The sequence below is a fragment of the Flagellimonas hadalis genome (assembly GCF_007785775.2).
Classification (GTDB): Bacteria; Bacteroidota; Bacteroidia; order Flavobacteriales; family Flavobacteriaceae; genus Flagellimonas; species Flagellimonas hadalis.
Genome location: NZ_VNIK02000003.1, coordinates 327687 through 351477, shown reverse-complemented (window position 1 = coordinate 351477; position 23791 = coordinate 327687). Strand labels below are relative to the sequence as shown.

Genomic DNA, 23791 nt, shown 5'->3' with positions numbered 1-23791 from the left:
CGTAACGGAAACCTCAACTAAACTAAACACTTTTATGACAACAACAGTCTTAAAAAAGTGCATTGCTATATGTGCACGCGTTAAAAATTGATCTTGCTCTTTCAATTGGCTTTAACGCTTAATTGCAAGACAAACATACTATCAAAAAATGGTTCGGAAGGGGATGAATTAACGGATGGCCGTTTTCAACCAACGGATGACCGTTTTGAATTGGTGGATGTAAATATAGGGTATGCCCAAAATGGTTAAAACGATATGTTTTCAAGGTTATTTCAGGACAAAAAAAACAGCCCTTTGGGCTGTTCTATACTTTAAATGTGCAAATCGAATTAGGATATGTCCTCTGTTGCGGCCCCTGGGGCATTTTTTTTCACAGAAGCGATACCATTTTCCATGGCGGCCGTACTGGAGTACATTTCGCTCGCTCCAATGACCTGTCCGTTGGAGGCCTTTAGGTTGAAATAGGGACTTCCATCTTTGGCGGTCTTTCTTTCGAACTTGCTGTCATCCTGCGAGTTCTTTTTTACCGACTCTATGCCGTTTTCACAAGCAGCTTTTGTCGTATATGCCTCGCTACTTAGAATAACCTGACCGTTTCCAGCCTTCAAATTGAACCTGAACTGGCCAGATTTATCCGTTTTGATCTCAAATTTTCCCATACTTTATATGTTTTGATATACTAAATCTAGAGATTTTCTTAAAAAATGACCAATAATTGAAAGGAAAATTGACAATAAAGTAATATTGGGATGGTTTTGCACATCAAAAAAGGGAACATGATGAAAACACCAAGCTCCCTTTTGTCCACTTTTTTGATATAAAGGTCTATATCCTTACCTGTCCGTCCCCAAATACATAGTATTTGTTGGTCACCAATTGTTTCAGCCCAAGAGGTCCCCGGTGGTGCAGCTTGTCGGTGCTGATGGCCAATTCCGCACCCACGCCCATTTGGCCCCCATCCGTGAACCGGGTGGAAGCGTTTTGGTACACGGCGGCACAATCCACATTTTCCATAAAGGTCTGGGCAATGCTGTTATCCTGGGTCATTATGGAGGCGGAGTGCCCTCCTGAATGCCTGTTGATTTTTTCTATGGCCCCATCAAGGCTGTCCACAGCCCCGATGACACATTTCATGGCCAAAAATTCCTCTTCCCAAACGGATGCATCAGGAATGGGCTCTTCATCTGATAGTATGGGTTGGACATTTTTGTCCACCAAGATGGAGACTCCCTTTTCCTTTAATACTTGCTGGAGCTCCTTTAGTTTTTCTTCATACCCTTGGATACGGGTGTCCACCAAAATTTTGTCCAAGGCGTTACAGGCCGATATTTTATGGGTCTTCGCATTGATGATCACCTCCAAACTTTTCTTCCAATCGGCATCTTTGTGCACATAAAGGAAATTGTTTCCACGCCCACTGACCAGAACGGCACATTTGGCATGTTCCTTCACGAAGGCGATCAGACGTTCACCGCCCCTGGGGACAATGAGGTCCAGGTCTTGATCGGGATTTCTTAGAAAATCTTGGGTCTGGGTCCTGTCCATCTCCAAAAATTGGATGAAATCGGAAGGGAGATCATTTTCCGCTAGGGCCTGATGCCAAAATTGGACCAAGGCCTTGTTGCTGTGATAGGCTTCCTTTCCGCCCTTCAACAAGATTTTGTTATTGGCCTTAAACGCAAGTACGGCGGCCTCAACGGTCACATCGGGCCTGGATTCATAAATGATCATAATGGTGCCGAAAGGGGCTGTTTTGTTGACGATCTTCAGTCCGTTGTCCAATGTTCTGGTAGAGATTTCCTTGTTCACAGGGTCTTCCTGCAAGCGGACTTCCTTGACGGCTTGAATCATCTGGTCCACTTTTTTTTGGTCCACCACCAAGCGGTCATAAAGGGCTTGGTCGTCCCGATCAAAAGCATCCAGATCTTTTTTGTTGGCTTCCAGCAATAGGCTTCGGTCCTTGTCCAGGATCCGTTCCATATCGCTCAATACCTTGTTCTTTATCGTTGTGTTCAATAATTTCATTGTTGTGATTTTATCGGGAAACCTCGGTTCCCACTGTTTTTCCTTCGATAATATCGAGGATGACATTGTCCCTTTTTCCATTCACGATGTAGGATGGGATGTTGGCCGCTGCGGCAATTTGTGCATAGTTCAGTTTGGAACCCATGCCGCCACGTCCTTCGCCCTCGGCCTTGTTGCCTTCCTCTATATATTTGTCCAAATCTTCCCCTGGTGCCACTTTTTCAATGACTTCGGATTCTTCCTTTTCGGGATGGCCGTTGTACAGCCCATCAATGTCCGTCATCAAGATCAATCGGTCCGCCTTCATCAATTGTGCGAGCAATGTGGCCAACTCATCATTATCCGAAAACATGGACATGGCCACCGAAACGGCATCGTCCTCATTGGCAATGGGCACTACACCCTCGGACAGGAGCCCTTCCAGACAATTGATCATATTGTCGCGGTGCACACCCGGGTTAAAATCCCGTTTTGTGGGCAGCACTTGGGCACATTTCATGCCGTAGTCGCTAAAAATGTTATAGTAATGGCGCATCATTCTGGGCTGTCCTATGGCAGAATATACCTGCCTGCGTTGGGTCTTGTCCTTTATTTTGGCCTTTCCAAGTACCTCTTTTCCGGCGATGACCGAACCAGAGGAGACCAAAATGGTCATGATGTCCCGTTCATACAGTTCTGCGATCTGCTGGACCAGATTGTTGAGCACGGGTCTTACAATTCTGTTGTCCTTGTTGGTCATTACATTGGTTCCTACCTTGATGACCACGAGTTCTTTGTACATAATTAGTATTCTTCGCCGAGTTCCACTGCCCTGTTGAATGCAGCAAAGGCGGCTTCCTTGATTAATTCGTTAACATTGTTGTCTTGCATGGAGTCGAGGGCTGCACGTGTGGTCCCTCCTTTGGAGGCGACCCTTTCCATCCAGGAATCGGGCGTCAGGTTGGACTGGTTGAACAGTTCCACGGCCCCGGTAAAAGTCTGACTGACCAGTACTTTGGACACATTTTCGGAAAAACCCATCTGCAGTGCGGCCTCCATCATGCTTTGCATAAAATAGAACACGTAGGCTGGTCCGCTCCCGGATATTCCCGTGGAGGCATCGATATATTTTTCGCTCTTCACGCGAAGTGATTTTCCCGTAGTGTCCAAAAGGCCCTCCGTCATGAACAGTTCCAAACGGGACACTTCCTCTGCGGAAACATAGCTAGTGAGTCCTTTGCCGACCTGGGCGGGCAGGTTGGGCATGGCCCTGACCACTTTTTTGATGCCCAAGGCATCTTGGATGTACTTGATGGTGACCCCTGCCATAATGGAAATGAACAATTGTTCGGGGTTTACCAATTCTTTCATGCGTCCCAAGAGCTCTTCGGCATGGTACGGCTTCACGGCCAAAAAGATGATATCTGCTTTGGGGACACAGTCCTCCAAACGTTCCATGGCATCAAAATGGGCAATTTTGCCCACTTCTTCCATTTTTTCCTTTGACTTGTCCAGCACCATGATGTTGCGTTTCTTCAGCAACTTGGATCTGGACATACCTGTGGCATAGGTAAGCCCCATGTTACCTGCGCCAATGACCAATACTTTCATTGTTTTTTATTAAAAGGGTTAGTGATTTTTATGCGGAAATGTTGCAGTCCTTACAGTCCTTTACTTCGCCGTAATAGGTTTCCCTGTATTTGTGCAATGTGCGTATGGGAAGCCCCATGATGTACCTTTTGATGTAGGTCACTTGGGTGGTCAGCTCTCCCATTTTGACGCTGTAACGCTTTTCATACTTTGTTTCCCTTTTGATCTTTGAAAGTTTCATTGTATTGTAATGGTGTTTATGACTATATGTTCTCCTGATCTAACAGGTATTTTTGCCGGTATGCGGCCTTTTTTACTGTTTTTCTTCGTTCCACTGATTTTTTGGTGTATTCCTGCCGGTCCCTGATTTCATCCAAGCGCTTGGTGTTTCTATATTTTCTCTTGTAGCGCTTAAGGGCACGTTCGATACTTTCGCCAGGTTTTACTTCGATTTTGAGCATATATTGATTTATCTGTTTAATCTCATTTCCATATGGGTTTCGTTGAACCCGTTCTCTTCAAAAAAATGTTTGTTGGGGCATTGGTTCCCACTGGTGATGTGGACGGCAACGTCCCCTTTGCAATACTGGAGTGTGTAATCCAGCAGTTTTTGTTCAATACCTTTGTCCCGATGGTCCTTGTGCACCACAAAGAACACTAGGAAATTTTCGGGGATATAGTCCCCCATTCCGGTTTTGTTCACTACGGCCAGACCCAAGATCTCATCCTTTTCTTCCATCGAGAACACATAGCCCCCAAGTCCAGGGATGTCTTTTGTGCAATACTGGATAGCTTTCCTTATGGCCTGCTTTTCGGCCCTTTTTCCTTCCTGGTGATGGAAGAGGAAATTGGCAAACCTTTCGGCTTCCATGGTGGAGAGCCGTGTAAAGGCGTCGTAGGTTTTGATGACCATGGTTTTGTCTTGGACGATGATGCTTTTTTTGTTTTTTTAGGTTAATAGAGATAATAAGGAATGGGGATGCAAAACCATGGACAATCTGTCCAAAACAATGCATCACTGAATTACCCAACTAAGGGCGGTCGATTATAGGGTAGGTGGAATGAATTTATCCGGTTGGTTTCGAAATACCAGATAATTAAAACTAAGTATCCTACAGTTTTTTCTCTCGTGGAGTTTGATTTTCATCACTGCAAAGATAGTAAAATAAACCGCAAGTGCCAATTTTACTGGGTTTTATGTTTTTTGTAACGTTCACGAAAGGGTACATGTCCCACATATTGGATTGGAGATGTTCCTACAAATCCAGGGTGTTTTTTTCCGTGTCAATGGCTTTTGGGCAGTATTACCAGAGTTTCTCCCTATATCTTTTTCAATCGATCACACTTCCAACAAATCATGTTGAGGACACTTTATTTTCATGTGATGTTAGGATTTGATGGAAATGTTTTGACGTTTTTTTAACATTTGAGACCAAACCCCATTTGAAATACTTCGTAGGTATGGTTGTATTAACCCTTTAAAAACAAGTCGCCTTATGAAAAAAAGTATAGTCAAAGTAAAACCGGTAAAAAAGGCAACCAACCGCCGACAGTTTCTGAAATTGGGAGGTATGGGAGTTGTTGGGGCAAGCCTTTTGGTGGCCTGCAGCAATGATGACAACGGCATGGGAATGATGCCCGATCCTGATAACCCCGACATATTTGATCTGGGCGAAGGCGATTTGGGAGTTCTCAATTATGCCTATGCCCTGGAACAGTTGGAAGCTGATTTCTACACCAAGGTCGTGAATTCCTTCTACGGGAACATCTCCGATGAGGAAATGCAAGTGTTGACCGACCTTTATTATCATGAGGTAAACCACAGGGACTTTTTTAAAGCGGCCATTACAGCGGCCGTCGATGGAAATACCGATCTAGTGCTTCCCACACTGGAATTTGATTATGGGAACCTGGATTTCGGAAATAGGGAACAGGTGCTCACCACAGCAAGTGTTTTGGAAGATACCGGGGTGGCCGCATACAATGGGGCAGGACGGTTGATCTCCAATCCCGGGTATCTGCTCTTGGCAGGGAAAATCGTATCTGTGGAGGCAAGGCATGCTTCGGCCATCCGAACGCTCCTAAACCCTGGGTCGGCAGATTTTGCCGGGGATGATTATGTGACCACGGACACCGGTCTGGCCGCAGCTTTGGATCCATCAGTGGTTCTTTCCGCAGTGGGGGACACAGGATTTATCACGACTCCTTTCACGGCAAACAATTTACCTTAAACATTAAAAAGATATAAGATATGGATATTATAAAATTTTTGGATGGATTTACGAATGAATCATTGCTTCACGCAAAGCCTTCGCGTCGCGATATGTTCGGTACCTTGGGCTCCTTGGGTAAAAAAGCGGTACTGAGTGCAATTCCTTTTGGCCTGGCCACAATGCCCAATAAAACGTATGCCCAAGATGTAGGCAACGACCCAGTGAGTGCATTGCAATTGGCTTTGACCTTGGAATATTTGGAGGATGAGTTTTACGATTTGGCGCTCCAATCCGGAGTATTGCCCAGTGGCAGACCGGAAACTGTTTATATGCAGATATCGAAACATGAACAGGCCCATGTCGATTTTTTGATCACTGGATTAGAAGGTGCGGGTGTGACCCCGGTGGAGAAACCAACGTTTGATTTTACCGCTGGAGGTGCCTTTGATCCCTTCAACGAAAATGGCGTAGGTCAAGAAACTGCCTATGCCCAGTTGTTGGCATTGGCCCAGGCTTTTGAAGATACCGGTGTACGAGCCTATAAAGGACAAGCCGGAAATCTGTTGGGATCAGCCTTTTTGACGCCGGCCCTGCAAATACATGCCGTTGAGGCCATGCACGCCTCCGAAATAAGAAGATTGAGAGGTCTTAAGGGATGGATCACGAACAATGAGCGTGGAGCAGGAATGCCGGAAGCTACACAAGCAGTGTACAACGGGGAAGAAAATGTGACCCAAGGAGGTGTGGATGTGACCACGCTGGGCAATACCGCTCCTTTTAGCATGGAGGCTTCCACAGAGGCATATGATGAAGCATTGTCCGGGGATGATGCCGTTGCCATCGCCAGTCTTTTCATTGTTTCTTAAAGAATGAAGTTTGATGAAAGAAATCGATTCCCTTTTTCCAAGGGAATTTGACTGATAGTCTTAAAACCAAAAAAGCTCCGAGAAATCGGAGCTTTTTGCGGTCTGGACGGGACTCGAACCCGCGACCCCCTGCGTGACAGGCAGGTATTCTAACCAACTGAACTACCAGACCAATGATTTTATCTTTAGGGACTCTGACAACAGCCAGATTCAAATCTTGTTCATTTGCTTTTTTAAAGCGAGTGCAAATATACATTGCCAATTCCGATTCGGCAAAACATTTTTCAAAAATATGATCAAGCAAATTTTTGCCGTTCGATCATAAAGGAATTCAACACCTTTGAGAAGTTGGACCGAATGTCAACATCCACATATTTGATCTGGTACTGGGCACACCGAAGTTTGAGGTCCTCCTGATATTGGGTCACTCTTTCCGAATAGGCCTTTTTTATGGATTCTGCATATAAATCAATATGTGCCCCGGTCTCCACATCCACAAAACGTTTGGGTGCATTGCCGAACTCAAAATCGATTTCATGGGTATGGTCCAGCAAGTGAAATAGCACCACGGAGTGCTTGTTGTATTTTAAATGGCGAAGGGCCTCGAAGAGCCTCGCTTCTTCAGTCTCCGTCTGGAACATATCCGAAAAGAGAAAGATCAAGCTCCTGCGATGCATCTTTTCAGCAATTTGATGGAGAAAGGTGTATGTCTTCGTGTCCTTTGTTCCTTCCGGTGCAGCAACCTCGTTCAACTTGGAATAGAGCATTTGGAAGTGTCGCTCACTACTTTTCTCCGGGGCGTGGAAGTCATATGTGTCCGAATAGATGCTCAGGCCAACAGCATCCCGCTGTTTTTTCAATAGCTCCATAAGGGCGGCAATGGCCAATACGCCGAAACCAATCTTGTTGAGGTTGTCCAGTGAAAGGTTTTTCACCTCGGGGTAGTACATCGAGGACGAATTGTCCAAGATCATATGGCATCTCAGGTTGGTCTCGTCCTCATACCGTTTGGTGTAGAGACGGTCCGTTTTGGCGAACAGTTTCCAGTCGATGTGTTTGGTGCTCTCTCCCGGGTTATAGATCTTATGTTCGGCAAATTCGGCCGAAAATCCATGAAAAGGACTCTTGTGGATGCCGCTGATGAAACCTTCCACGATCTGATGGGCCAAAAGCTCCAGATTTTGGAAAAGTTGTGCTTTGTGAAGTTCCGATCTAATATCCATAGGTGTTGGAAATATAAAACAAAAAAGGCTTGGCATTTGCCAAACCTTTTTTAAAATCGACGTTCAATACCTATTTATAGGGCCGCATCAATGGCCTCGGTATATACCTTTTTGGGAGATACCCCTACTTGACGATTGACAACCTCACCATTTTTGAAGACCAATACAGTGGGGATGTTACGCACACCATATTTGGCAGCGAACTGCTGGTTGGCGTCAACGTCAACTTTGCCTACCACAGCTTTGCCGTCGTATTCCTGGCTCACTTCTTCAATGATCGGGCCTACCATTCTACAAGGTCCGCACCAAGCTGCCCAAAAATCAACAAGGACAGGTTTGTCGCTTTTCAAAACTACTTCGTCAAAAGTCGCATCTGTTATTTCTAGTGCCATCTTATTTGTTTTATCGTTATGCAAAGTTAGTCAATTATTGTCCATCTAACTTACGCCCACCGCATTCGTTTTGATTATCGCACTATTGGCAATAGTTATGGGGCTAGTTCAACTTGTAATGGATCTCATGGGCCTCCAGTTCGGAAAGCAGTTCACTGTTGATCTTCACCTTTTGTTTTCGGCTCGAAAGCTTCAGCTTGATCTCGTCCTTCATCTCATAGATTTCAAAACTGAGCGGATGTTCCCCCTTGTGCAGTCGCAAAGTGTCCTTCAAGGTCTGGATACGGTTTTCTTGAAGACGGTCCAGGTCCAGTTTGATGGTGAGTTTCTTGGCATAGGCATCCATCACGTCCTGGAGCTGTTTGAAATCGTTGAACTGCAATCGGGGTTCTCCCTTTTTGCCCGTGTCCCGGTTCACCCAGCCTTCACGAACAAATGTCTTCACATAGACAAAGGAATTGATCATGAAAAAATGGCGGAACTTGAGGTATTCTTCCCCGAAAATGCGGAACTCGTGCGAATCTGTATAATCCTCCAAAGTGAAAAGGGCCCAGCCTTTACCGTTCTTGGAAACCCTGTGCTGCACATCGGTGATCACCCCGGCAACGGACAGCTCTCGGTTCACATACTCTTCCAGATTTTGGAAAGCGGAAACACTGGTGTTGCAGAACGCGGTGATTTCTTTTTTGAAATCATCCAAAGGATGCCCGGAGATATAAATGCCCACGACTTCCTTTTCCCGTCTCAATTTTTCCATAGTGCCCCAATCCTCGCAAGGCGGGACGATGGGTTCTGGTATCTGGACCTCACTAGCATCGCCGAACAGGCTCACCTGTGATGAATTTTCGTTCTCTTGGAATTTGGCCCCATACTTCACGGCCTTTTCCAGGAAGGTAATCCCATCACCATCATGATGGAAATATTGAGCCCTGTGCGTGTTGGCAAACGAATCGAAACCACCGGCAAGGGCCAGGTTCTCGAAAGCTTTTTTGTTGGCGGCCCTCAGGTCCACACGTTTGGCAAGATCAAATACGGATTTGAAAGGGCCGTCCTTTTTTCGGTGTTCCACAATGGTCTCCACGGCGGAACGACCCACCCCCTTGATGGCACCCATCCCGAAGCGGACCGCATTGTCCTTGTTCACGGCAAACTTATAGTAGGATTCGTTCACGTCCGGCCCCAAAACTTCCAAGCCCATGCGCTTACATTCCTCCATAAAGAAGGTTACCTGTTTGATGTCGTTCATGTTGTTGGACAGTACCGCGGCCATATATTCGGCGGGGTAGTGGGCCTTCAGGTAGGCCGTTTGGTAGGCGATATAGGCGTAGCAAGTGGAGTGGCTCTTGTTGAAGGCATAGGAGGCAAAGGCTTCCCAATCTTTCCAGATTTTCTCCAAAATATCACGCGGATGCCCATTTTTCTCCCCACCATCCAAGAACTGTGGCTTCAATTTTTGAAGTAGTGCGAATATTTTTTTACCCATGGCCTTTCGCAGAACATCGGCATCACCTTTAGAGAAACCGGCCAATTTTTGGGAAAGCAGCATCACCTGCTCTTGATAGACCGTGATTCCATAGGTTTCCTTCAAATATTCCTCCATCTCGGGAAGATCATAAGTAATTTCTTCCTCACCATGCTTTCTGGCGATAAAACTGGGGATATATTCCATGGGTCCAGGTCGGTACAGGGCATTCATGGCGATAAGGTCATCAAAAACCGTGGGTTTCAGGTTTTTCATGTGCTTTTGCATCCCGGGCGATTCGTATTGGAATATCCCTACCGTGTCACCACGTTGGAAAAGCTCGTAGGTCTTCTCGTCATCCAACGGAAAATCATCGGGCACCAGTTCTATGCCGGTGCGGGCCTTCACAATCTTTACCGTATCCTTGATCAACGTCAATGTCTTCAGTCCCAAGAAATCCATCTTCAGCAGACCGGCACTTTCCACTACGGAGTTGTCGAATTGGGTAACATAAAGGTCGGAGTCCTTGGCGGTGGAAACAGGGACAAAGTTGGTGATGTCGTCCGGGGTGATGATGACCCCGCAGGCATGGATCCCTGTATTTCGAAGCGATCCTTCCAATACGCGGGCCATGTTCACCGTTTGGCCTTCCAGGTCATCTCCTTCGGAAATGTTCAGCAGTTCGTTGACCTTGTCCAGTTCGTCCGACCGGAATTTTTTCTTGAGTTCCGCTTCTTCAATCCCAAAGATCTTGTTCAGTTTGGACATGTTGGGAATCAGCTTGGCAATGCGATCCGCATCGCCCAGAGGTAGGTCCAATACCCTTGCCGTGTCCCGAATGGAGGATTTGGCGGCCATGGTGCCGTAGGTGATGATCTGTGCCACTTGATTGGCCCCATATTTATTGATCACGTATTCCATGACCCTGCCACGGCCCTCATCATCAAAATCAATATCGATATCGGGCATGGACACCCTGTCCGGATTCAGGAAACGCTCAAAAAGAAGGTCGTATTTGAGGGGATCGATGTTGGTAATGCCCAAACAATAGGCCACCACAGATCCCGCTGCGGAACCCCGTCCTGGACCGACCGAAACATCCATGTTCCGGGCTTCGCGGATAAAATCCTCCACAATCAAAAAATAGCCTGGATAACCGGAGTTTTTGATGGTCTCCAACTCAAAATCGATACGCTCACTGATTTCGGGAGTGATTTCTTTGTACCGTTTTTCCGCTCCTTTGTAGGTGATGTGTCTTAAATAGGCATTTTCCCCACGTTTGCCCCCATCTTCGTCATCTTCCTTTACCTTGAACTCCTCGGGAATGCCAAATTTGGGCAGCAGGATGTCACTGGCCAGATCGTAAGGCTCCACTTTGTCAATGATCTCATGGATGTTCAAAATGGCTTCTGGAATATCCTTGAAGAGTTCCTTCATTTCATCCGAGGACTTGAAGTAGTATTCCTGGTTGGGAAGACCATAACGATACCCACGCCCCCTTCCAATGGGAGTGGAGCGTTTTTCGCCATCCTTCACGCACAGGAGAATGTCATGGGCCTCGGCGTCTTCTTTAGCGCAGTAATAGGTGTTGTTGGTGGCCACCAATTTGACATTATGGTCCTTGGCCATTTGCATCAACACTTGGTTCACACGATCCTCATCTTCCTGTCCGTGGCGCATGATTTCGATGTACAAATCGTCACCGAACAGTTCTTTCCACCATAAAAGGGCTTCTTCGGCCTGTTTTTCGCCCACGTTCAGGATTTTGTGGGGGACTTCCCCGTAGAGGTTTCCGGTGAGGGCGATGACATCCTCTTTGTATTGCTCCACGACCTTTCTGTCTATTCGGGGGACGTAATAGAAACCATTGGTGTAGGCGATGGAGGACATTTTGGCCAGATTGTGGTAGCCTTTCTTGTTCTTGGCCAATAGTACGATCTGATAACCGTAGTCCTTCACATTTTTATTGGTATGGTCCTCACACACGAAGAATTCACAGCCGACTATGGGGGTAATTTCTTTTTCGGTGGGCTGCTCGCCCTTTTCCTCGAGTTCCTTGTTCTTTTCCTTGACACTTTTGTTGTGCGCCATGACCTCTTTCACAAAGTGAAAGGCCCCCATCATGTTGGCGTGGTCGGTCAAGGCAACGGCTGGCATGCCATTTTCCGCAGTGGCCTTTACCAAATCCTTGATGTCAATGGTGGACTGGAGCACGGAAAATTGGGAGTGGTTGTGCAGATGGGCAAAGGGCGCATCTTCCAGGGTCTCGATGTTTTCCTGGATTTCTTCTGCCGAAATTTCACCGGTGTCCTTGGCCCAAAGTGCATCGGCAATTTTTTTGGAGGCGGCCTTTAGGTTGATGTGTTTGAGCCCGATGAGTTGTATTTCCTGCGGATTGGCCTCGGAAAAACGCTCAAAATAATCGGGTTGCACGTCCAGTTCCTCGGAAGTGAAATGCTTCTTCCGGACCAGTTCCAAAAAGCATCGCGTAGTGGCTTCCACATCCGCGGTGGCATTGTGTGCTTCGGCAAAGGGTTCGCCGAACAGGAACTCATGCAGCTCGGTCAAGGTGGGTAGCTTGAACTTGCCCCCACGTCCACCAGGAATCTTGCAAAGCTCTGCGGTATATTCGGTACAGGTGTCCAAAACGGGAAGCTGGGTCAAAGGACTCCCGACGCTCCCTCGATGGAACTCGCATCCCATCACGTTGATATCGAACCCCACGTTCTGGCCCACCACAAATTTGGTCTGCTCCAAAGCTTTGTTGAACGCTTGCAACACTTCATGGAAAGGGGTGCCTTTTTCTTCCGCCAAGGCTGTGGAGATACCATGGATCTGTTCCGATTCGTAGGGGATGTTGAACCCTTCGGGTTTGACCAAGAAGTCTTGGTGCTCCACCAATCTACCCATTTCATCATGCAATTGCCATGCAATCTGCACGCACCTTGGCCAGTTGTCGGTGTCGGTGATGGGTGCGTCCCAACGTTTGGGTAATCCAGTGGTCTCCGTATCAAAGATCAGGTACATAAGCTATGGTTCTCGGTGAAAAAAAGCAATGGATAAAAATACGGAAGAAGACAGTCACGGGAAAATCGAGTTTTCATGATTTATCAACCAAAAAAAGTCGGGGGTTTCCCGACTTTCCTTGATTTTGATGTCTGCATTTTGCCTATGAAACTGCTGATTCAAAAATTTCGGCTGTTTCCAAGGTCTCCCTGATGGCGTTTCGGTGGCGCATCAATAGGCCTTCTGTGGATGGGGGCAATACAAAGTCCTTGTCTTGTAAGATATCATTGTAAGTGGCTATGGCCTCCTTTTCACCTCGGTGTACCTCTTTTAGCACGGCCTCCTCATTGTTGGAAGTGAACAGGGATTTAAAGTCTATCCATGAACGGTGCAGGGTTCCCTTGGTACTTCCCCCTTTGTCGGGAGCTTGCCCAAATGACAATATTTCGGACTTCAGTTCCTGTCCAAAATTGAACCGCTGCTTGGCTCTGTCCAAGAAAAATTCCTTGAGTGTTTTGTTATCTACCTTTTCGGCGACTTGCTTAAACCCTTTTTCTGCGTCATAGGTTCGTTCCAAAAGTTCATTCAGTTTGTTCGACATTTCTACGGTGTACTTCATCATTTCATTTTTTAGGTTCTGATTGTCGACTTTCGACAACTTGTATATATAATGTAAAGAATGTCAGTCCCTTTCCAAAATTTCCGCCATGGTTTATGATGGGTTTAACGGGATGTGGGCCAATTGTTAAGCCATTTAACTTTTTTTGATTTATCGCTGTGCTATAAACAAATAAGTGTATATTTGCACCCGCTTATACGAAAAGCGATTATTGAAAGAATTAATAACCAGGGTCGGGCACCCTACAAATTAATGTGATATGCCAGTTAGAATCAGACTTCAGAGACACGGTAAAAAAGGTAAACCATTTTATTGGGTGGTTGCCGCAGATTCCAGATCAAAAAGAGACGGTAAATTTTTGGAAAAATTGGGTATCTACAACCCCAATACCAATCCTGCTACCATCGAATTGGATGTGGACACTTCCGTAAAATGGTTGCAGAACGGTGCGCAGCCTACCGATACTGCCAGGGCCATCCTATCTTACAAAGGAGTATTGTTGAAGCACCACTTGTTGGGCGGTGTACGCAAAGGTGCACTTACCGAAGAGCAAGTAGAGGAGAAATTCAACGCTTGGTTGGATGAAAAGACCAATACGATCCAGGCCAAGAAAGATGGTTTGAGCAAAGCTGATGCCGAAGCGAAGGCCAAAGCATTGGAAGCCGAGAAGGAAGCCAATGAAAAAAGGATCGCTGCCGCTGCCCCTGTTGAGGAAGTAGTGGAAGAAGTTGCCGAGGAAACAGCGGAAGTTGCTGCAGAAGAAGCTCCAGTTGAGGAAACTGCCGAGGCTCCTGCTGCTGAAGAAGCTGCCAAAGAAGAAGAATAAGAATCGGACGATGCGCAAGGAAGATTGCTTCTACCTGGGCAAAGTCGTTTCAAAATATAGTTTCAAGGGGGAGGTATTGGTCAAGCTCGATACCGATGAACCTGAGATATACGAAAATATGGAATCAGTATTTGTTTCGTTGGGAAACAATCTGGTTCCATTTTTTATTGACCGTTGCCGCCTCCACAAATCCAATCTGCTTCGAATCGATTTCGAAGAGGTAAAGGACGAGCCAACGGCGGACAAACTTATAGGCGCGGAACTTTATTTGCCCTTGACCCTGTTGCCACCACTTTCGGGCAACAAGTTTTACTTCCATGAGGTCATAGGGTTCACGATGATGGATGAGGTCCATGGCGATATTGGGGTAATAAAGGCCATCAATGACAGTGCTTCGCAAGAACTTTTTGAGGTGGACAAAAACGGGAAGGAGCTTTTGGTGCCCATCAGTGACGAGATCATCACCAAGGTGGATCGGAAAACCAAGACCATCCATGTGAATACCCCCGAAGGTTTGGTCGACCTTTACCTGAATTCGTAGATAGTAGATTTAAGCCTATATTTAAGAGGATTATTTTAGATTGCACTATGCGTATATATCTTCTTCTTATAGCCATTGGCTTAACCTCATGTGGTGATAAGAAAACACAGCCCACTGTAACAGAACGTACCCCAAACATTATACTGATTTTCACGGATGATCAGGGCTATCAGGATGTGGGGGTTTTTGGCTCTCCGGACATAAAGACCCCTAATTTGGACCAAATGGCAGCAGATGGACTGCAATTGACCCATTACTATGCCGCCCAGGCAGTCTGCTCGGCATCAAGGGCAGGGATCCTGACAGGGTGTTATCCCAATCGAATTGGCATCCACAATGCTTTGGGCCCCGATAATACACATGGAATCAACGCTTCGGAAACCACCATTGCCGAAATGTTGAAGAAAAAAGGGTATGCCACTGCCATTTACGGTAAATGGCATTTGGGGCACCATAAAGAGTTTTTACCCACCCGACACGGTTTCGACGAATGGTTTGGGATTCCATACTCGAATGATATGTGGCCTTACCACCCCCAACAGGGAACCATTTTCAATTTTCCAGACCTACCGCTCTATGAAAATGAAACGGTAATCGATACCTTGATCGACCAATCCCAACTGACGACACAAATTACCGAAAGAAGCGTCGATTTTATCAAAAGGAACAAAGACCGTCCGTTTTTTCTATATGTGCCACATCCACAGCCCCATGTGCCATTGTTCGTGTCAGATAAGTTCAAGGGCAAGTCGGAAAGGGGGTTGTACGGTGATGTCATCATGGAGATTGACTGGTCCGTGGGACAAATCATCAAAGCACTCAAGGATAATGGGTTGGAGGACGACACCATGGTCATCTTTACTTCGGACAACGGTCCTTGGCTTTCTTATGGAAACCATGCTGGGAGTGCGTTGCCCCTTCGCGAGGGGAAAGGTACTGCTTGGGAGGGAGGACAACGAGAACCCTGTATCATCAAATATCCAAAAAAACTCAAAGGAGGAAAGGTCATTGATGTGCCGATGATGGCCATTGACCTGCTGCCTACGATTGCGGAGCTTACAGAGGCGGAATTGCCACAAACCACTATTGATGGAAAAAGTGTGTGGGACATTCTCAGCGGGGAGCGGACGGTTCCCGTTCAAGATGCTTATTTCTTTTATTATAGAGTGAACGAACTATTTGGGGTACGCTATGGAAAGTGGAAATTATATTTCCCACACCGATATCGAACCATGGATGGGCAAAAACCCGGAAAAGATGGCATGCCGGGCGAGTATAGAATGGTCGATATGGAGGAGATGGAACTCTATGATGTAGTGAACGATGTGGGTGAGACCCATAATGTTGCGGAAGAAAATCCAGAAATCGTAGCAGAGATAAAAGTTTTGGCCAATCGTATGCGGCAGCGATTGGGAGATTCACTGCTGGAAATCGAAGGAAGTGAAAACCGGGAACCAGGACGATTAAATGAGTAAGCTCATTTTGTTAGTTGAAGTGGTTTTGTTAATTTATATTTGAGCAAATCAGCAACCTCCAAATACCAAATTCCAAAAAATTAATGGAGAAAGTGTATGATTTGGAAGAAAGGACCTTTTTGTTTGCTAAGTCCTGTCGTTTAACTGTAAAAGAACTTCCTAAAACTATTTCAAATATCCAGGATGGAAAACAATTGGTTCGTTCTTCTGGTTCTGTCGGAGCAAATTATATAGAGGCGAACGAAAAATTAGGAGACAAGGATCTTATCTTTCGATTGAAAATTGCTAGAAAAGAAGCTAAGGAAGCCAAATATTGGCTCAGACTTCTAAAAGATCAAAATAAACACTTTGAAGGAGACTTTGAAAAGCTAATCGTTGAGGCGGATGAGTTGCGAAAAATTTTGTCAGCGATTATTTATAAGGCCCAATAGTTCAATGGAATTTGGAATTTAATTATTGAAATTTGTGAAAAACACTTTTCACTTTAAACAGTTTACTGTCCGCCAAGATCAATGCGCCATGAAAGTGGGCACCGATGGGGTGCTTTTGGGTGCCTGGGCCTCTTTGGTCCATCAACCCAATTCCATTTTGGACATTGGCGCAGGAACTGGACTCATCGCACTCCAGTTGGCACAGCGGTCAACGGCGGAAACCATTGATGCCATTGAGTTGGATGAAAACGCCTATGAACAATGTGTCGCCAATTTTGAGGGCTCGCCTTGGGCGGACCGTTTGTTTTGTTACCATGCCGGTTTTGATGAGTTTGTTGATGAAATCGAGGATCGATACGATTTGATCGTTTCCAACCCACCCTTTTATTCCGAGGAAATGGCTAGTGGCGACAGCCTACGCGATCAGGCAAGGCAAAGCAGCTCCCTTCCGTTTGATGAACTGTTGAAAGGCGTTTCGAAACTGTTGTCCGAAAGAGGCCTATTTTCCGTTATCATACCTTACAAAGAAGAGCAGAGGTTCTTGGAACTGGCGGCAACTTCAGGTTTGCACCCAATCCGTATCACTCGGGTCAAGGGAAATCCCAAGGTCGAATTCAAAAGGAGCCTCATGGAATTGGGTTTCCAAGAAGTTGAAACGTACATTGATGAATTGGTCATCGAGGAAGGAAGACACCAATACACCAAAGAATACATCAGATTGACCGAAGCATTTTATTTGAAAATGTAACAATGTCCCAATGAAATGTTATATTTCGTCAGTATATTTGATTAAAAATAAACCGAATGAAGCCCGATTTATTTGAAGCCCCGGATTACTACAATTTGGATGACCTGCTTTCCGAAGAACATAAACTGGTCCGTGATGCGGCCCGTCAGTGGGTAAAGCGGGACATATCCCCCATCATTGAGGAATTTGCCCAAAAGGCGGAATTCCCCAAACAGATTATTGGTGGCTTGGCAGAGATCGGAGCCTTCGGGCCGTATATTCCCGAACAATATGGAGGTGCCGGATTGGATCAGATCAGTTACGGACTGATCATGCAAGAAATTGAACGTGGTGACAGTGGGGTCCGATCCACGGCATCCGTTCAATCTTCTTTGGTGATGTACCCCATTTTTGCGTATGGCAACGAGGAGCAACGGAAAAAATATTTGCCCAAATTGGCCTCTGGTGAATGGATGGGCTGTTTCGGTTTGACCGAACCCAATCACGGGTCCAATCCTGGCGGCATGGAAACCAAGTTCAAGGATATGGGCAATCATTACCTTTTGAACGGGGCCAAACTCTGGATTTCCAATTCGCCCTTTGCTGATGTAGCGGTAGTTTGGGCCAAGAATGAAGAAGGTAGGATCCACGGTCTGATCGTGGAACGAGGTATGGAAGGATTTTCAACTCCGGAAACCCACAACAAATGGTCGTTGCGCGCATCCGCCACGGGAGAACTGATTTTCGACAACGTAAAAGTGCCCAAGGAAAACCTCTTGCCCAACAAAAGCGGATTGGGTGCCCCATTGGGTTGTCTCGATTCTGCTCGCTACGGTATCGCTTGGGGAGCCATTGGCGCTGCCATGGATTGCTATGATACCGCTTTGCGCTATGCCAAGGAACGCATCCAGTTTGGGAAACCCATTGCGGCGTTTCAACTTCAGCAGAAAAAATTGGCCGAAATGATCACGGAAATTACCAAAGCACAATTGTTGGCGTTTCGTTTGGGGCAATTGAAGAATGAAGGAAGGGCAACTACGGCCCAAATTTCCATGGCGAAACGAAACAACGTGGAAATGGCCATCAAGATTGCCCGGGAAGCGCGACAGATGTTGGGAGGTATGGGCATCACTGGCGAATACAGCATTATGCGCCACATGATGAACCTCGAAAGTGTGATCACATATGAAGGGACACACGACATCCATTTGTTGATAACAGGGGCTGATATTACCGGTATTCCTGCTTTTAAGTAACCTGCTATTTCACTACTTTTAGGCATGTTTGCCTTGGTGGATTGCAATAACTTCTATGCTTCGTGTGAACGGGCCTTTCAGCCCCAGTTCAATAACGTTCCCGTGGCCATTTTGTCCAATAACGATGGTTGTTTCATTTCGCGTAGCGATGAGGCAAAAGCACTTGGATTGCCGATGGCCGCCCCAGAATTTAAATATAGACATTTTTGTAAGGAGAAGGGAATCAAGGTCTTTTCCTCCAATTATCCCCTATATGGTGATATGAGCACCCGGGTGATGAACATTTTGGGCACATTTACGCCCGATTTGGAGGTGTACAGTGTGGACGAGGCCTTTTTAAAGTTTGAAGGATTTAATAACTGCGATTTTGAAGCTTATGGAAGAGAAATTCAACGAACTGTACAAAAATGTACCGGCATTCCCATCAGCATAGGCATTGCTCCCACAAAGGCCTTGGCCAAGGTTGCCAACAAGATTGCCAAAAAGTTGAAGTCAAGGACGGGAGGCGTATATGTCATCCAGTCCGAGGAAAGGCGTATAAAAGCATTGAAATGGACCAAAATTGAGAGTGTTTGGGGCATTGGGCATGGAAACTTGAAACGTGTTCAGACCCAAAATGTAAAAACGGCCTACGATTTTACCCAATTGTCAGATGAATGGGTGCGGAAACAAATGGCGGTCATTGGGCTGCGATTGAAAAAAGACCTGCAGGGAATCCCCACATTGGACTTGGATGATGATACCCGCGATAAAAAGGCCATAGCCACCACAAGAAGCTTTGAAAGTACCTATTCCGATATCGAAAATATAAAGGAACGCATCTCCACCTTTGCCAGCAGTTGTGCCGAAAAATTAAGAAGCCAGGGCAGTAGTTGCAACCACATTGTGGTGTTTTTGCGAAGCGACAGACATAAGAAGGATGAACCACAGGATAGGGGCAGCCTTATCGTTACCTTACCCTACACCACGGATTCCAGCCTTACCATAAGCAACTATGCCGTCAAGGCGGCAATTGCACTTTTCAAGCCTGCGATCAAATACAAGAAAGCCGGGGTGATTGTGTCAGGACTGGTGCCCACCAACACAAGGCAATTGGATCTGTTTCTGTCCGAGAACCCAAAACATCAAAAGCTCATGCAGGTGATGGATGGCATCAATGACAAGTACGGGGGCCATAAGATGAAGATTGCCAATCAGGATCTGGAAAGGACCTGGAAGATGCGACAAGAACACCTTTCCCCAAGATATACCACAAACATCAATGAAATCATTACGGTAAAATGACCCCTAAAAAACCGATGCATACCGAACCGCTCACTTTTTTTACACCAGATGAGGAAAAGAAAAAAGGCGTTCCCATATCCAACAACACCGTTTCTGCAGGATTTCCCTCCCCTGCGGATGATTTTAAGGAAAAACGGATCAGTCTTGACCGAACGTTGATCAAGAACAAGGAGGCGACCTTCTATGCAAGGGTAAGCGGAAAATCGATGATCGGGGCCGGACTTGATGATGGGGATCTTTTGGTCATTGACCGCAGCTTGGAGGCAGAACATGGCAAAATAGCCGTTTGTTTTTTGGACGGGGAATTCACGGTGAAACGACTGCATATGGGAAAAAATACCATCACATTGATGCCTGAAAATGAGAACTACAAACCCATCAAAGTATCCAAGGACAGTGATCTGTTGATTTGGGGGGTGGTCACTTATGTCATCAAGGCACTTTGATTTTTCAAAAATGTGTCAATGTCATCTCGAGCTGTCATCCTGAGCGCAGTCGAGAGATAGTTTAGGGAGTGGCAATTTTAAGAGGTCTCGACTGCGCTCGACCTGACAATAAACAGCGAATTTAAAAGACGTGATTTCAAAAAGGAGCTTTAGAAACATATAAATCCAAAACCTTTGTTATCTTTGCAACGTTGTGTTGGATTCCAGTCGCGATGATTGGAATCAGGTTGAAGCATCAAACCGATGCTCGCCAATGAAAGGCTTTCCTTTTGGAAGGCTTTTTTTGTTTGCGAAACCCAAATTTGAACATAATTCAAAATTGATGGTTGAACAAATTCCGCTGCAGGGCGGAATCTTACCTTTATGAATTGGGAATAGTGTCACCTCGAGCGCAGTCGAGAGGTCTTACGGTCTACGGTCTCGACTGCGCTCGACCTGATAAGTAAATCAACTCCCCGAAACGGCATGCGCCACATGGTGCACCAAAGAAGCGGCCAGCTTGGCCGTTTGCCCATCAATGTCATATTTGGGGTTCATTTCGGCGATATCCAGACTTATCAGTTTGCCCGAAGTAATAATGGTCTTCAGGCATTCCAAAACCATGTGGGGTGTAAAGCCCATGGGTGAGGCGGCACTGACTCCGGGAGCAAAGGCTGATGAAAATCCATCCAAATCGATGGTGACGTACACCTGGTCCACATTTTTGGTAAAGGCATTGATGAAGGTAGTGATCTCTTGCAAAAAAGCAGGCTGAAACGTTTCGCACATCACATAAATAACGTTGAGGTCCTTCGCCGTTTCAAAAAGATGGCGGTCGTTGGCATCTTTTCGGATGCCGAGGCAGAGGTAATTGAAATCGATGCCTTCTTTCTGGCAATCTTGGACAATCTGATAAAATGGGGTGCCGGAATTGCTCTGTTCTGTATTTTTCCGAAGGTCGAAATGGGCATCAAAATTAATGATGCCGATGGTTTGTCCTTCTTTTTTGGCGTCCAGATACTTTTTGATGCCGTTATAATGGCCATAGGCCATATCGTGTCCACCACCCAAAACAATGGGGAATTGTTTTCTCTCCAACAGCGTGGCCACGGCTTCGGCAAGTTGTTCCTGGGCCGATTCCATATCGCCATTGCTACAAACGACCGAGCCTACATCGTGCAACAACACATTGCTGCCCAAATGGTTGGGCATTTTTCCGAAACTACTTTTTATGGCATCTGGCCCATCTGCTGCACCGACCCGACCTTGGTTTCGGCGAACACCCTCGTCGCAGGCATAGCCCAAAAGGGCAATGGATTTTTTCTGTGCTTCGGGAATTTCTTCCAAAGGGGTGCAATGCACTTTTTCGTGCAGGTACAGCCATTTATTGGAGATTCTGCCTGTCCAAAGGTCTTTTTTCGGGGGGTCATAATGTTTCATCACATCAAAAAAGATGGTCCAAAATATCGGATGCTACAAGATACGGCAAAGTTACTTTTAAATCTGGGGTACGCTTCATTTCTCGTTCAATGGCAAAGCGGGCTTCTTTGTTTCTAGCCCAACTTCTTCGTGAAATGCCATTGTTCACATCAAAGAACAGCATCTTTTTCAGTCGATTGGAGGCTTCCTCGGAACCGTCGAGTACCATTCCAAATCCACCATTGATCACTTCTCCCCAGCCAACGCCTCCACCGTTATGAATGGAAACCCAAGTGGCCCCTCGAAAACTATCGCCTATCACATTTTGAATGGCCATATCTGCGGTGAACTTGCTACCGTCATAAATATTGCTGGTCTCCCTAAAGGGAGAGTCCGTACCGCTTACATCGTGATGGTCGCGTCCCAATACCACAGGAGCACTGATTTCCCCCTTGGCAATGGCCGTGTTGAAGGCATCGGCAATCTTGCTTCGACCCTCGGCATCGGCGTAAAGAATACGGGCCTGTGAACCTACCACCAATTTGTTCTGTTCCGCTTCGGATATCCATTTGATATTGTCCTGCATCTGCTGTTGGATTTCTTCCGGTGCTTCGGATTTTATCTTTTTCATCACTTCAAGGGCAATGTCATCCGTTTTTTGAAGGTCTTTCGGGTCGCCCGAGGTACAGACCCATCGGAACGGACCAAAACCATAATCGAAACACATCGGGCCCAAAATATCTTGGACGTAGGACGGATACCTGAAGTCGATGTTGTTTTCGGCCATCACATCGCCTCCCGCTCGGGAAACTTCCAATAAAAAGGCATTGCCATAATCAAAAAAGTAGGTGCCCTTTGCCGTGTGTTTGTTGATGGTATTAATTTGTCTCCGAAGCGATTCCTGCACTTTTTCCTTAAAAGCTTCTGGATTTTCTACCATCAAAGCATTGGACTCCTCAAACGAAAGTCCAACAGGATAATATCCACCCGCCCAAGGATTGTGCAAGGAGGTTTGGTCGGAACCTAAATGAATGAAAATATCTTCCTCATAAAAACGTTCCCAAACATCCACTACGTTGCCGATATAGGCCAAGGAAACCACTTCTTTGTTTGCCACGGCTTCTTTGGTGCGAACCACCAACAGATCTAAATCCACCAACAATTCATCAACCCAACCTTGGTCGTGGCGTTTTTTGGCAGCTTCGGGATTGACTTCGGCACAAATGGTGATGCCTCCGGCAATATTTCCCGCTTTGGGTTGTGCACCGCTCATGCCTCCCAATCCAGCGGTCAAAAAGATCTTGCCTTCGGGCGATTCGTTTGGCTTCAATACTTTACGGAATGCATTCATGACCGTAATCGCCGTTCCGTGGACAATGCCTTGTGGACCAATGTACATATAGGAACCAGCCGTCATCTGCCCGTATTGTGTTACGCCAAGTGCGTTGTATTTTTCCCAATCATCGGGTTTGGAGTAGTTGGGAATCATCATGCCGTTGGTGACCACCACTCGTGGCGCTTCCTTGGACGATGGGAAAAGGCCCATCGGGTGTCCAGAATACATATGGAGCGTCTGTTCTTCGCTCATTTCTGCCAAATATTTCATCGTGAGCAGGTATTGCGCCCAGTTTTGGAAAACCGCCCCATTGCCGCCGTAGGTAATAAGTTCCTCGGGATGTTGTGCCACGGCAGGATCCAAATTGTTCTGGATCATGAGCATAATGGCCGCTGCCTGATGTGTTTTGGCAGGATATTCCGAAATGGGCCGTGCGTACATTTCATAATCGGGCTTGAACCGATGCATGTAGATGCGACCGTAAGTTTTCAGCTCCTCCGCAAATTCTGGGGCAAGCTCTTTATGCCAAGCTTCAGGAAAATAGCGCAGTGCATTCTGAACGGCCAATTTTTTCTCGTCTTTGGAAAGGATGTCTTTCCGTTTTGGGGCAGGGTTGCCGTTTTTCGGATATGGCTTTTTAGGTGGAAGTTGTTGGGGGATGCCTTGTCGTATTTGTTGCTGAAATTCAGTCATGAT

23 protein-coding genes and 1 tRNA gene are annotated in these 23791 nt (G+C 46.3%); 10 read left to right on the top strand and 14 right to left on the bottom strand.

The features are described 5' to 3' along the window. Positions 1-329: 329 nt before the first annotated feature. The 7 genes from FOT42_RS07815 to FOT42_RS07785 all read right to left on the bottom strand — a co-directional run bounded on the left by FOT42_RS07815 (position 330) and on the right by FOT42_RS07785 (position 4507). Positions 330-659 carry a YegP family protein gene (locus FOT42_RS07815; RefSeq protein WP_072877941.1) on the bottom strand — a complete coding sequence of 110 codons (330 nt, stop codon included), beginning with the start codon at positions 657-659 and terminating at the stop codon, positions 330-332. A gap of 166 nt (positions 660-825) precedes the next feature. Next, positions 826-2025 carry a glutamate-5-semialdehyde dehydrogenase gene (locus FOT42_RS07810; protein WP_151890005.1) on the bottom strand — a complete coding sequence of 400 codons (1200 nt, stop codon included), beginning with the start codon at positions 2023-2025 and terminating at the stop codon, positions 826-828. 10 nt (positions 2026-2035) lie between these two features. Then, entirely contained in the window at positions 2036-2806 is a 771-nt protein-coding gene (proB, locus tag FOT42_RS07805; protein ID WP_151890004.1) for a glutamate 5-kinase, read from the bottom strand. A 2-nt stretch (positions 2807-2808) separates the two neighbouring features. Further along, positions 2809-3615 carry a pyrroline-5-carboxylate reductase gene (gene proC, locus FOT42_RS07800; protein WP_151890003.1) on the bottom strand — a complete coding sequence of 269 codons (807 nt, stop codon included), beginning with the start codon at positions 3613-3615 and terminating at the stop codon, positions 2809-2811. A gap of 28 nt (positions 3616-3643) precedes the next feature. Beyond that, entirely contained in the window at positions 3644-3835 is a 192-nt protein-coding gene (locus tag FOT42_RS07795) for a hypothetical protein (RefSeq protein WP_151890002.1), read from the bottom strand. 22 nt (positions 3836-3857) lie between these two features. Then, positions 3858-4055 carry a 30S ribosomal protein S21 gene (gene rpsU, locus FOT42_RS07790; RefSeq protein ID WP_151890001.1) on the bottom strand — a complete coding sequence of 66 codons (198 nt, stop codon included), beginning with the start codon at positions 4053-4055 and terminating at the stop codon, positions 3858-3860. A gap of 8 nt (positions 4056-4063) precedes the next feature. Then, positions 4064-4507 carry a GNAT family N-acetyltransferase gene (locus tag FOT42_RS07785; RefSeq protein WP_151890000.1) on the bottom strand — a complete coding sequence of 148 codons (444 nt, stop codon included), beginning with the start codon at positions 4505-4507 and terminating at the stop codon, positions 4064-4066. Between the two features lie 583 nt (positions 4508-5090). Between FOT42_RS07785 and FOT42_RS07780 the strand changes: the two genes are divergently transcribed. Beyond that, positions 5091-5825 (top strand): ferritin-like domain-containing protein, encoded by a 735-nt coding sequence (locus tag FOT42_RS07780; RefSeq protein ID WP_151889999.1) that lies wholly within the window; start codon positions 5091-5093, stop codon positions 5823-5825. 20 nt (positions 5826-5845) lie between these two features. After that, positions 5846-6673 (top strand): ferritin-like domain-containing protein, encoded by an 828-nt coding sequence (locus tag FOT42_RS07775; protein WP_151889998.1) that lies wholly within the window; start codon positions 5846-5848, stop codon positions 6671-6673. 98 nt (positions 6674-6771) lie between these two features. Here the strand turns inward: FOT42_RS07775 and FOT42_RS07770 are convergent. From FOT42_RS07770 to FOT42_RS07750, 5 genes are all read right to left on the bottom strand, one after another. Further along, positions 6772-6845: transfer RNA gene (locus tag FOT42_RS07770), tRNA-Asp, on the bottom strand. Positions 6846-6969: 124 nt separating this feature from the next. Beyond that, positions 6970-7896, bottom strand: coding sequence for a DUF58 domain-containing protein (locus FOT42_RS07765; RefSeq protein WP_151889997.1), 927 nt, complete (start codon positions 7894-7896; stop codon positions 6970-6972). A gap of 74 nt (positions 7897-7970) precedes the next feature. After that, positions 7971-8288 carry a thioredoxin gene (gene trxA, locus FOT42_RS07760; protein ID WP_072877983.1) on the bottom strand — a complete coding sequence of 106 codons (318 nt, stop codon included), beginning with the start codon at positions 8286-8288 and terminating at the stop codon, positions 7971-7973. A 103-nt stretch (positions 8289-8391) separates the two neighbouring features. After that, positions 8392-12777 (bottom strand): DNA polymerase III subunit alpha, encoded by a 4386-nt coding sequence (dnaE, locus tag FOT42_RS07755; protein WP_151889996.1) that lies wholly within the window; start codon positions 12775-12777, stop codon positions 8392-8394. A 142-nt stretch (positions 12778-12919) separates the two neighbouring features. Continuing rightward, the gene (locus FOT42_RS07750) at positions 12920-13375 is read right to left on the bottom strand and encodes a ferritin-like domain-containing protein (RefSeq protein WP_151889995.1); all 456 of its coding nucleotides are present in this window, start codon (positions 13373-13375) and stop codon (positions 12920-12922) included. Positions 13376-13634: 259 nt separating this feature from the next. Here FOT42_RS07750 and FOT42_RS07745 point away from each other — a divergent pair, with 259 nt between their 5' ends. From FOT42_RS07745 to FOT42_RS07710, 8 genes are all read left to right on the top strand, one after another. Beyond that, the gene (locus FOT42_RS07745) at positions 13635-14201 is read left to right on the top strand and encodes a 30S ribosomal protein S16 (protein WP_151889994.1); all 567 of its coding nucleotides are present in this window, start codon (positions 13635-13637) and stop codon (positions 14199-14201) included. Positions 14202-14211: 10 nt separating this feature from the next. Next, positions 14212-14742 carry a ribosome maturation factor RimM gene (rimM, locus tag FOT42_RS07740; RefSeq protein ID WP_151889993.1) on the top strand — a complete coding sequence of 177 codons (531 nt, stop codon included), beginning with the start codon at positions 14212-14214 and terminating at the stop codon, positions 14740-14742. 47 nt (positions 14743-14789) lie between these two features. Next, a complete protein-coding gene (locus tag FOT42_RS07735) occupies positions 14790-16217 on the top strand; it encodes a sulfatase family protein (RefSeq protein ID WP_151889992.1) in 1428 nt (475 codons plus the stop codon). A gap of 83 nt (positions 16218-16300) precedes the next feature. Further along, positions 16301-16648 (top strand): four helix bundle protein, encoded by a 348-nt coding sequence (locus tag FOT42_RS07730; RefSeq protein WP_151889991.1) that lies wholly within the window; start codon positions 16301-16303, stop codon positions 16646-16648. 88 nt (positions 16649-16736) lie between these two features. Next, positions 16737-17396: a tRNA1(Val) (adenine(37)-N6)-methyltransferase gene (locus FOT42_RS07725; RefSeq protein WP_151889990.1), complete on the top strand. Its 660-nt coding sequence runs from the start codon at positions 16737-16739 to the stop codon at positions 17394-17396. 56 nt (positions 17397-17452) lie between these two features. After that, on the top strand, positions 17453-18631 hold the full coding sequence (locus FOT42_RS07720) for an acyl-CoA dehydrogenase family protein (protein WP_151889989.1): 1179 nt from the start codon (positions 17453-17455) through the stop codon (positions 18629-18631). Between the two features lie 24 nt (positions 18632-18655). Beyond that, entirely contained in the window at positions 18656-19915 is a 1260-nt protein-coding gene (locus FOT42_RS07715) for a Y-family DNA polymerase (RefSeq protein ID WP_151889988.1), read from the top strand. Next, positions 19912-20361: a LexA family protein gene (locus tag FOT42_RS07710; protein WP_151889987.1), complete on the top strand. Its 450-nt coding sequence runs from the start codon at positions 19912-19914 to the stop codon at positions 20359-20361. Before FOT42_RS07715 ends, FOT42_RS07710 begins: the two co-directional genes overlap by 4 nt. Before the next feature lie 447 nt (positions 20362-20808). Here FOT42_RS07710 and hutG read toward each other — a convergent pair whose 3' ends face one another. Both hutG and FOT42_RS07700 read right to left on the bottom strand, forming a co-directional pair. Then, complete coding sequence (gene hutG, locus FOT42_RS07705; protein WP_151889986.1) at positions 20809-21780, bottom strand: formimidoylglutamase; 972 nt, start codon at positions 21778-21780, stop codon at positions 20809-20811. Positions 21781-21784: 4 nt separating this feature from the next. Continuing rightward, on the bottom strand, positions 21785-23788 hold the full coding sequence (locus FOT42_RS07700) for a urocanate hydratase (protein ID WP_151889985.1): 2004 nt from the start codon (positions 23786-23788) through the stop codon (positions 21785-21787). Between the last annotated feature and the right edge of the window lie 3 nt (positions 23789-23791).

Excerpts from the sequence above, each read along its gene's own strand:
- FOT42_RS07815 (WP_072877941.1), bottom strand. The coding sequence starts at position 659 with ATGGGAAAATTTGAGATCAAAACGGATAAATCTGGCCAGTTCAGGTTC.
- FOT42_RS07810 (WP_151890005.1), bottom strand. The coding sequence starts at position 2,025 with ATGAAATTATTGAACACAACGATAAAGAACAAGGTATTGAGCGATATG.
- proB (WP_151890004.1), bottom strand. The coding sequence starts at position 2,806 with ATGTACAAAGAACTCGTGGTCATCAAGGTAGGAACCAATGTAATGACC.
- proC (WP_151890003.1), bottom strand. The coding sequence starts at position 3,615 with ATGAAAGTATTGGTCATTGGCGCAGGTAACATGGGGCTTACCTATGCC.
- FOT42_RS07795 (WP_151890002.1), bottom strand. The coding sequence starts at position 3,835 with ATGAAACTTTCAAAGATCAAAAGGGAAACAAAGTATGAAAAGCGTTAC.
- rpsU (WP_151890001.1), bottom strand. The coding sequence starts at position 4,055 with ATGCTCAAAATCGAAGTAAAACCTGGCGAAAGTATCGAACGTGCCCTT.
- FOT42_RS07785 (WP_151890000.1), bottom strand. The coding sequence starts at position 4,507 with ATGGTCATCAAAACCTACGACGCCTTTACACGGCTCTCCACCATGGAA.
- FOT42_RS07780 (WP_151889999.1), top strand. The coding sequence starts at position 5,091 with ATGAAAAAAAGTATAGTCAAAGTAAAACCGGTAAAAAAGGCAACCAAC.
- FOT42_RS07775 (WP_151889998.1), top strand. The coding sequence starts at position 5,846 with ATGGATATTATAAAATTTTTGGATGGATTTACGAATGAATCATTGCTT.
- FOT42_RS07765 (WP_151889997.1), bottom strand. The coding sequence starts at position 7,896 with ATGGATATTAGATCGGAACTTCACAAAGCACAACTTTTCCAAAATCTG.
- trxA (WP_072877983.1), bottom strand. The coding sequence starts at position 8,288 with ATGGCACTAGAAATAACAGATGCGACTTTTGACGAAGTAGTTTTGAAA.
- dnaE (WP_151889996.1), bottom strand. The coding sequence starts at position 12,777 with ATGTACCTGATCTTTGATACGGAGACCACTGGATTACCCAAACGTTGG.
- FOT42_RS07750 (WP_151889995.1), bottom strand. The coding sequence starts at position 13,375 with ATGAAGTACACCGTAGAAATGTCGAACAAACTGAATGAACTTTTGGAA.
- FOT42_RS07745 (WP_151889994.1), top strand. The coding sequence starts at position 13,635 with ATGCCAGTTAGAATCAGACTTCAGAGACACGGTAAAAAAGGTAAACCA.
- rimM (WP_151889993.1), top strand. The coding sequence starts at position 14,212 with ATGCGCAAGGAAGATTGCTTCTACCTGGGCAAAGTCGTTTCAAAATAT.
- FOT42_RS07735 (WP_151889992.1), top strand. The coding sequence starts at position 14,790 with ATGCGTATATATCTTCTTCTTATAGCCATTGGCTTAACCTCATGTGGT.
- FOT42_RS07730 (WP_151889991.1), top strand. The coding sequence starts at position 16,301 with ATGGAGAAAGTGTATGATTTGGAAGAAAGGACCTTTTTGTTTGCTAAG.
- FOT42_RS07725 (WP_151889990.1), top strand. The coding sequence starts at position 16,737 with ATGAAAGTGGGCACCGATGGGGTGCTTTTGGGTGCCTGGGCCTCTTTG.
- FOT42_RS07720 (WP_151889989.1), top strand. The coding sequence starts at position 17,453 with ATGAAGCCCGATTTATTTGAAGCCCCGGATTACTACAATTTGGATGAC.
- FOT42_RS07715 (WP_151889988.1), top strand. The coding sequence starts at position 18,656 with ATGTTTGCCTTGGTGGATTGCAATAACTTCTATGCTTCGTGTGAACGG.
- FOT42_RS07710 (WP_151889987.1), top strand. The coding sequence starts at position 19,912 with ATGACCCCTAAAAAACCGATGCATACCGAACCGCTCACTTTTTTTACA.
- hutG (WP_151889986.1), bottom strand. The coding sequence starts at position 21,780 with ATGAAACATTATGACCCCCCGAAAAAAGACCTTTGGACAGGCAGAATC.
- FOT42_RS07700 (WP_151889985.1), bottom strand. The coding sequence starts at position 23,788 with ATGACTGAATTTCAGCAACAAATACGACAAGGCATCCCCCAACAACTT.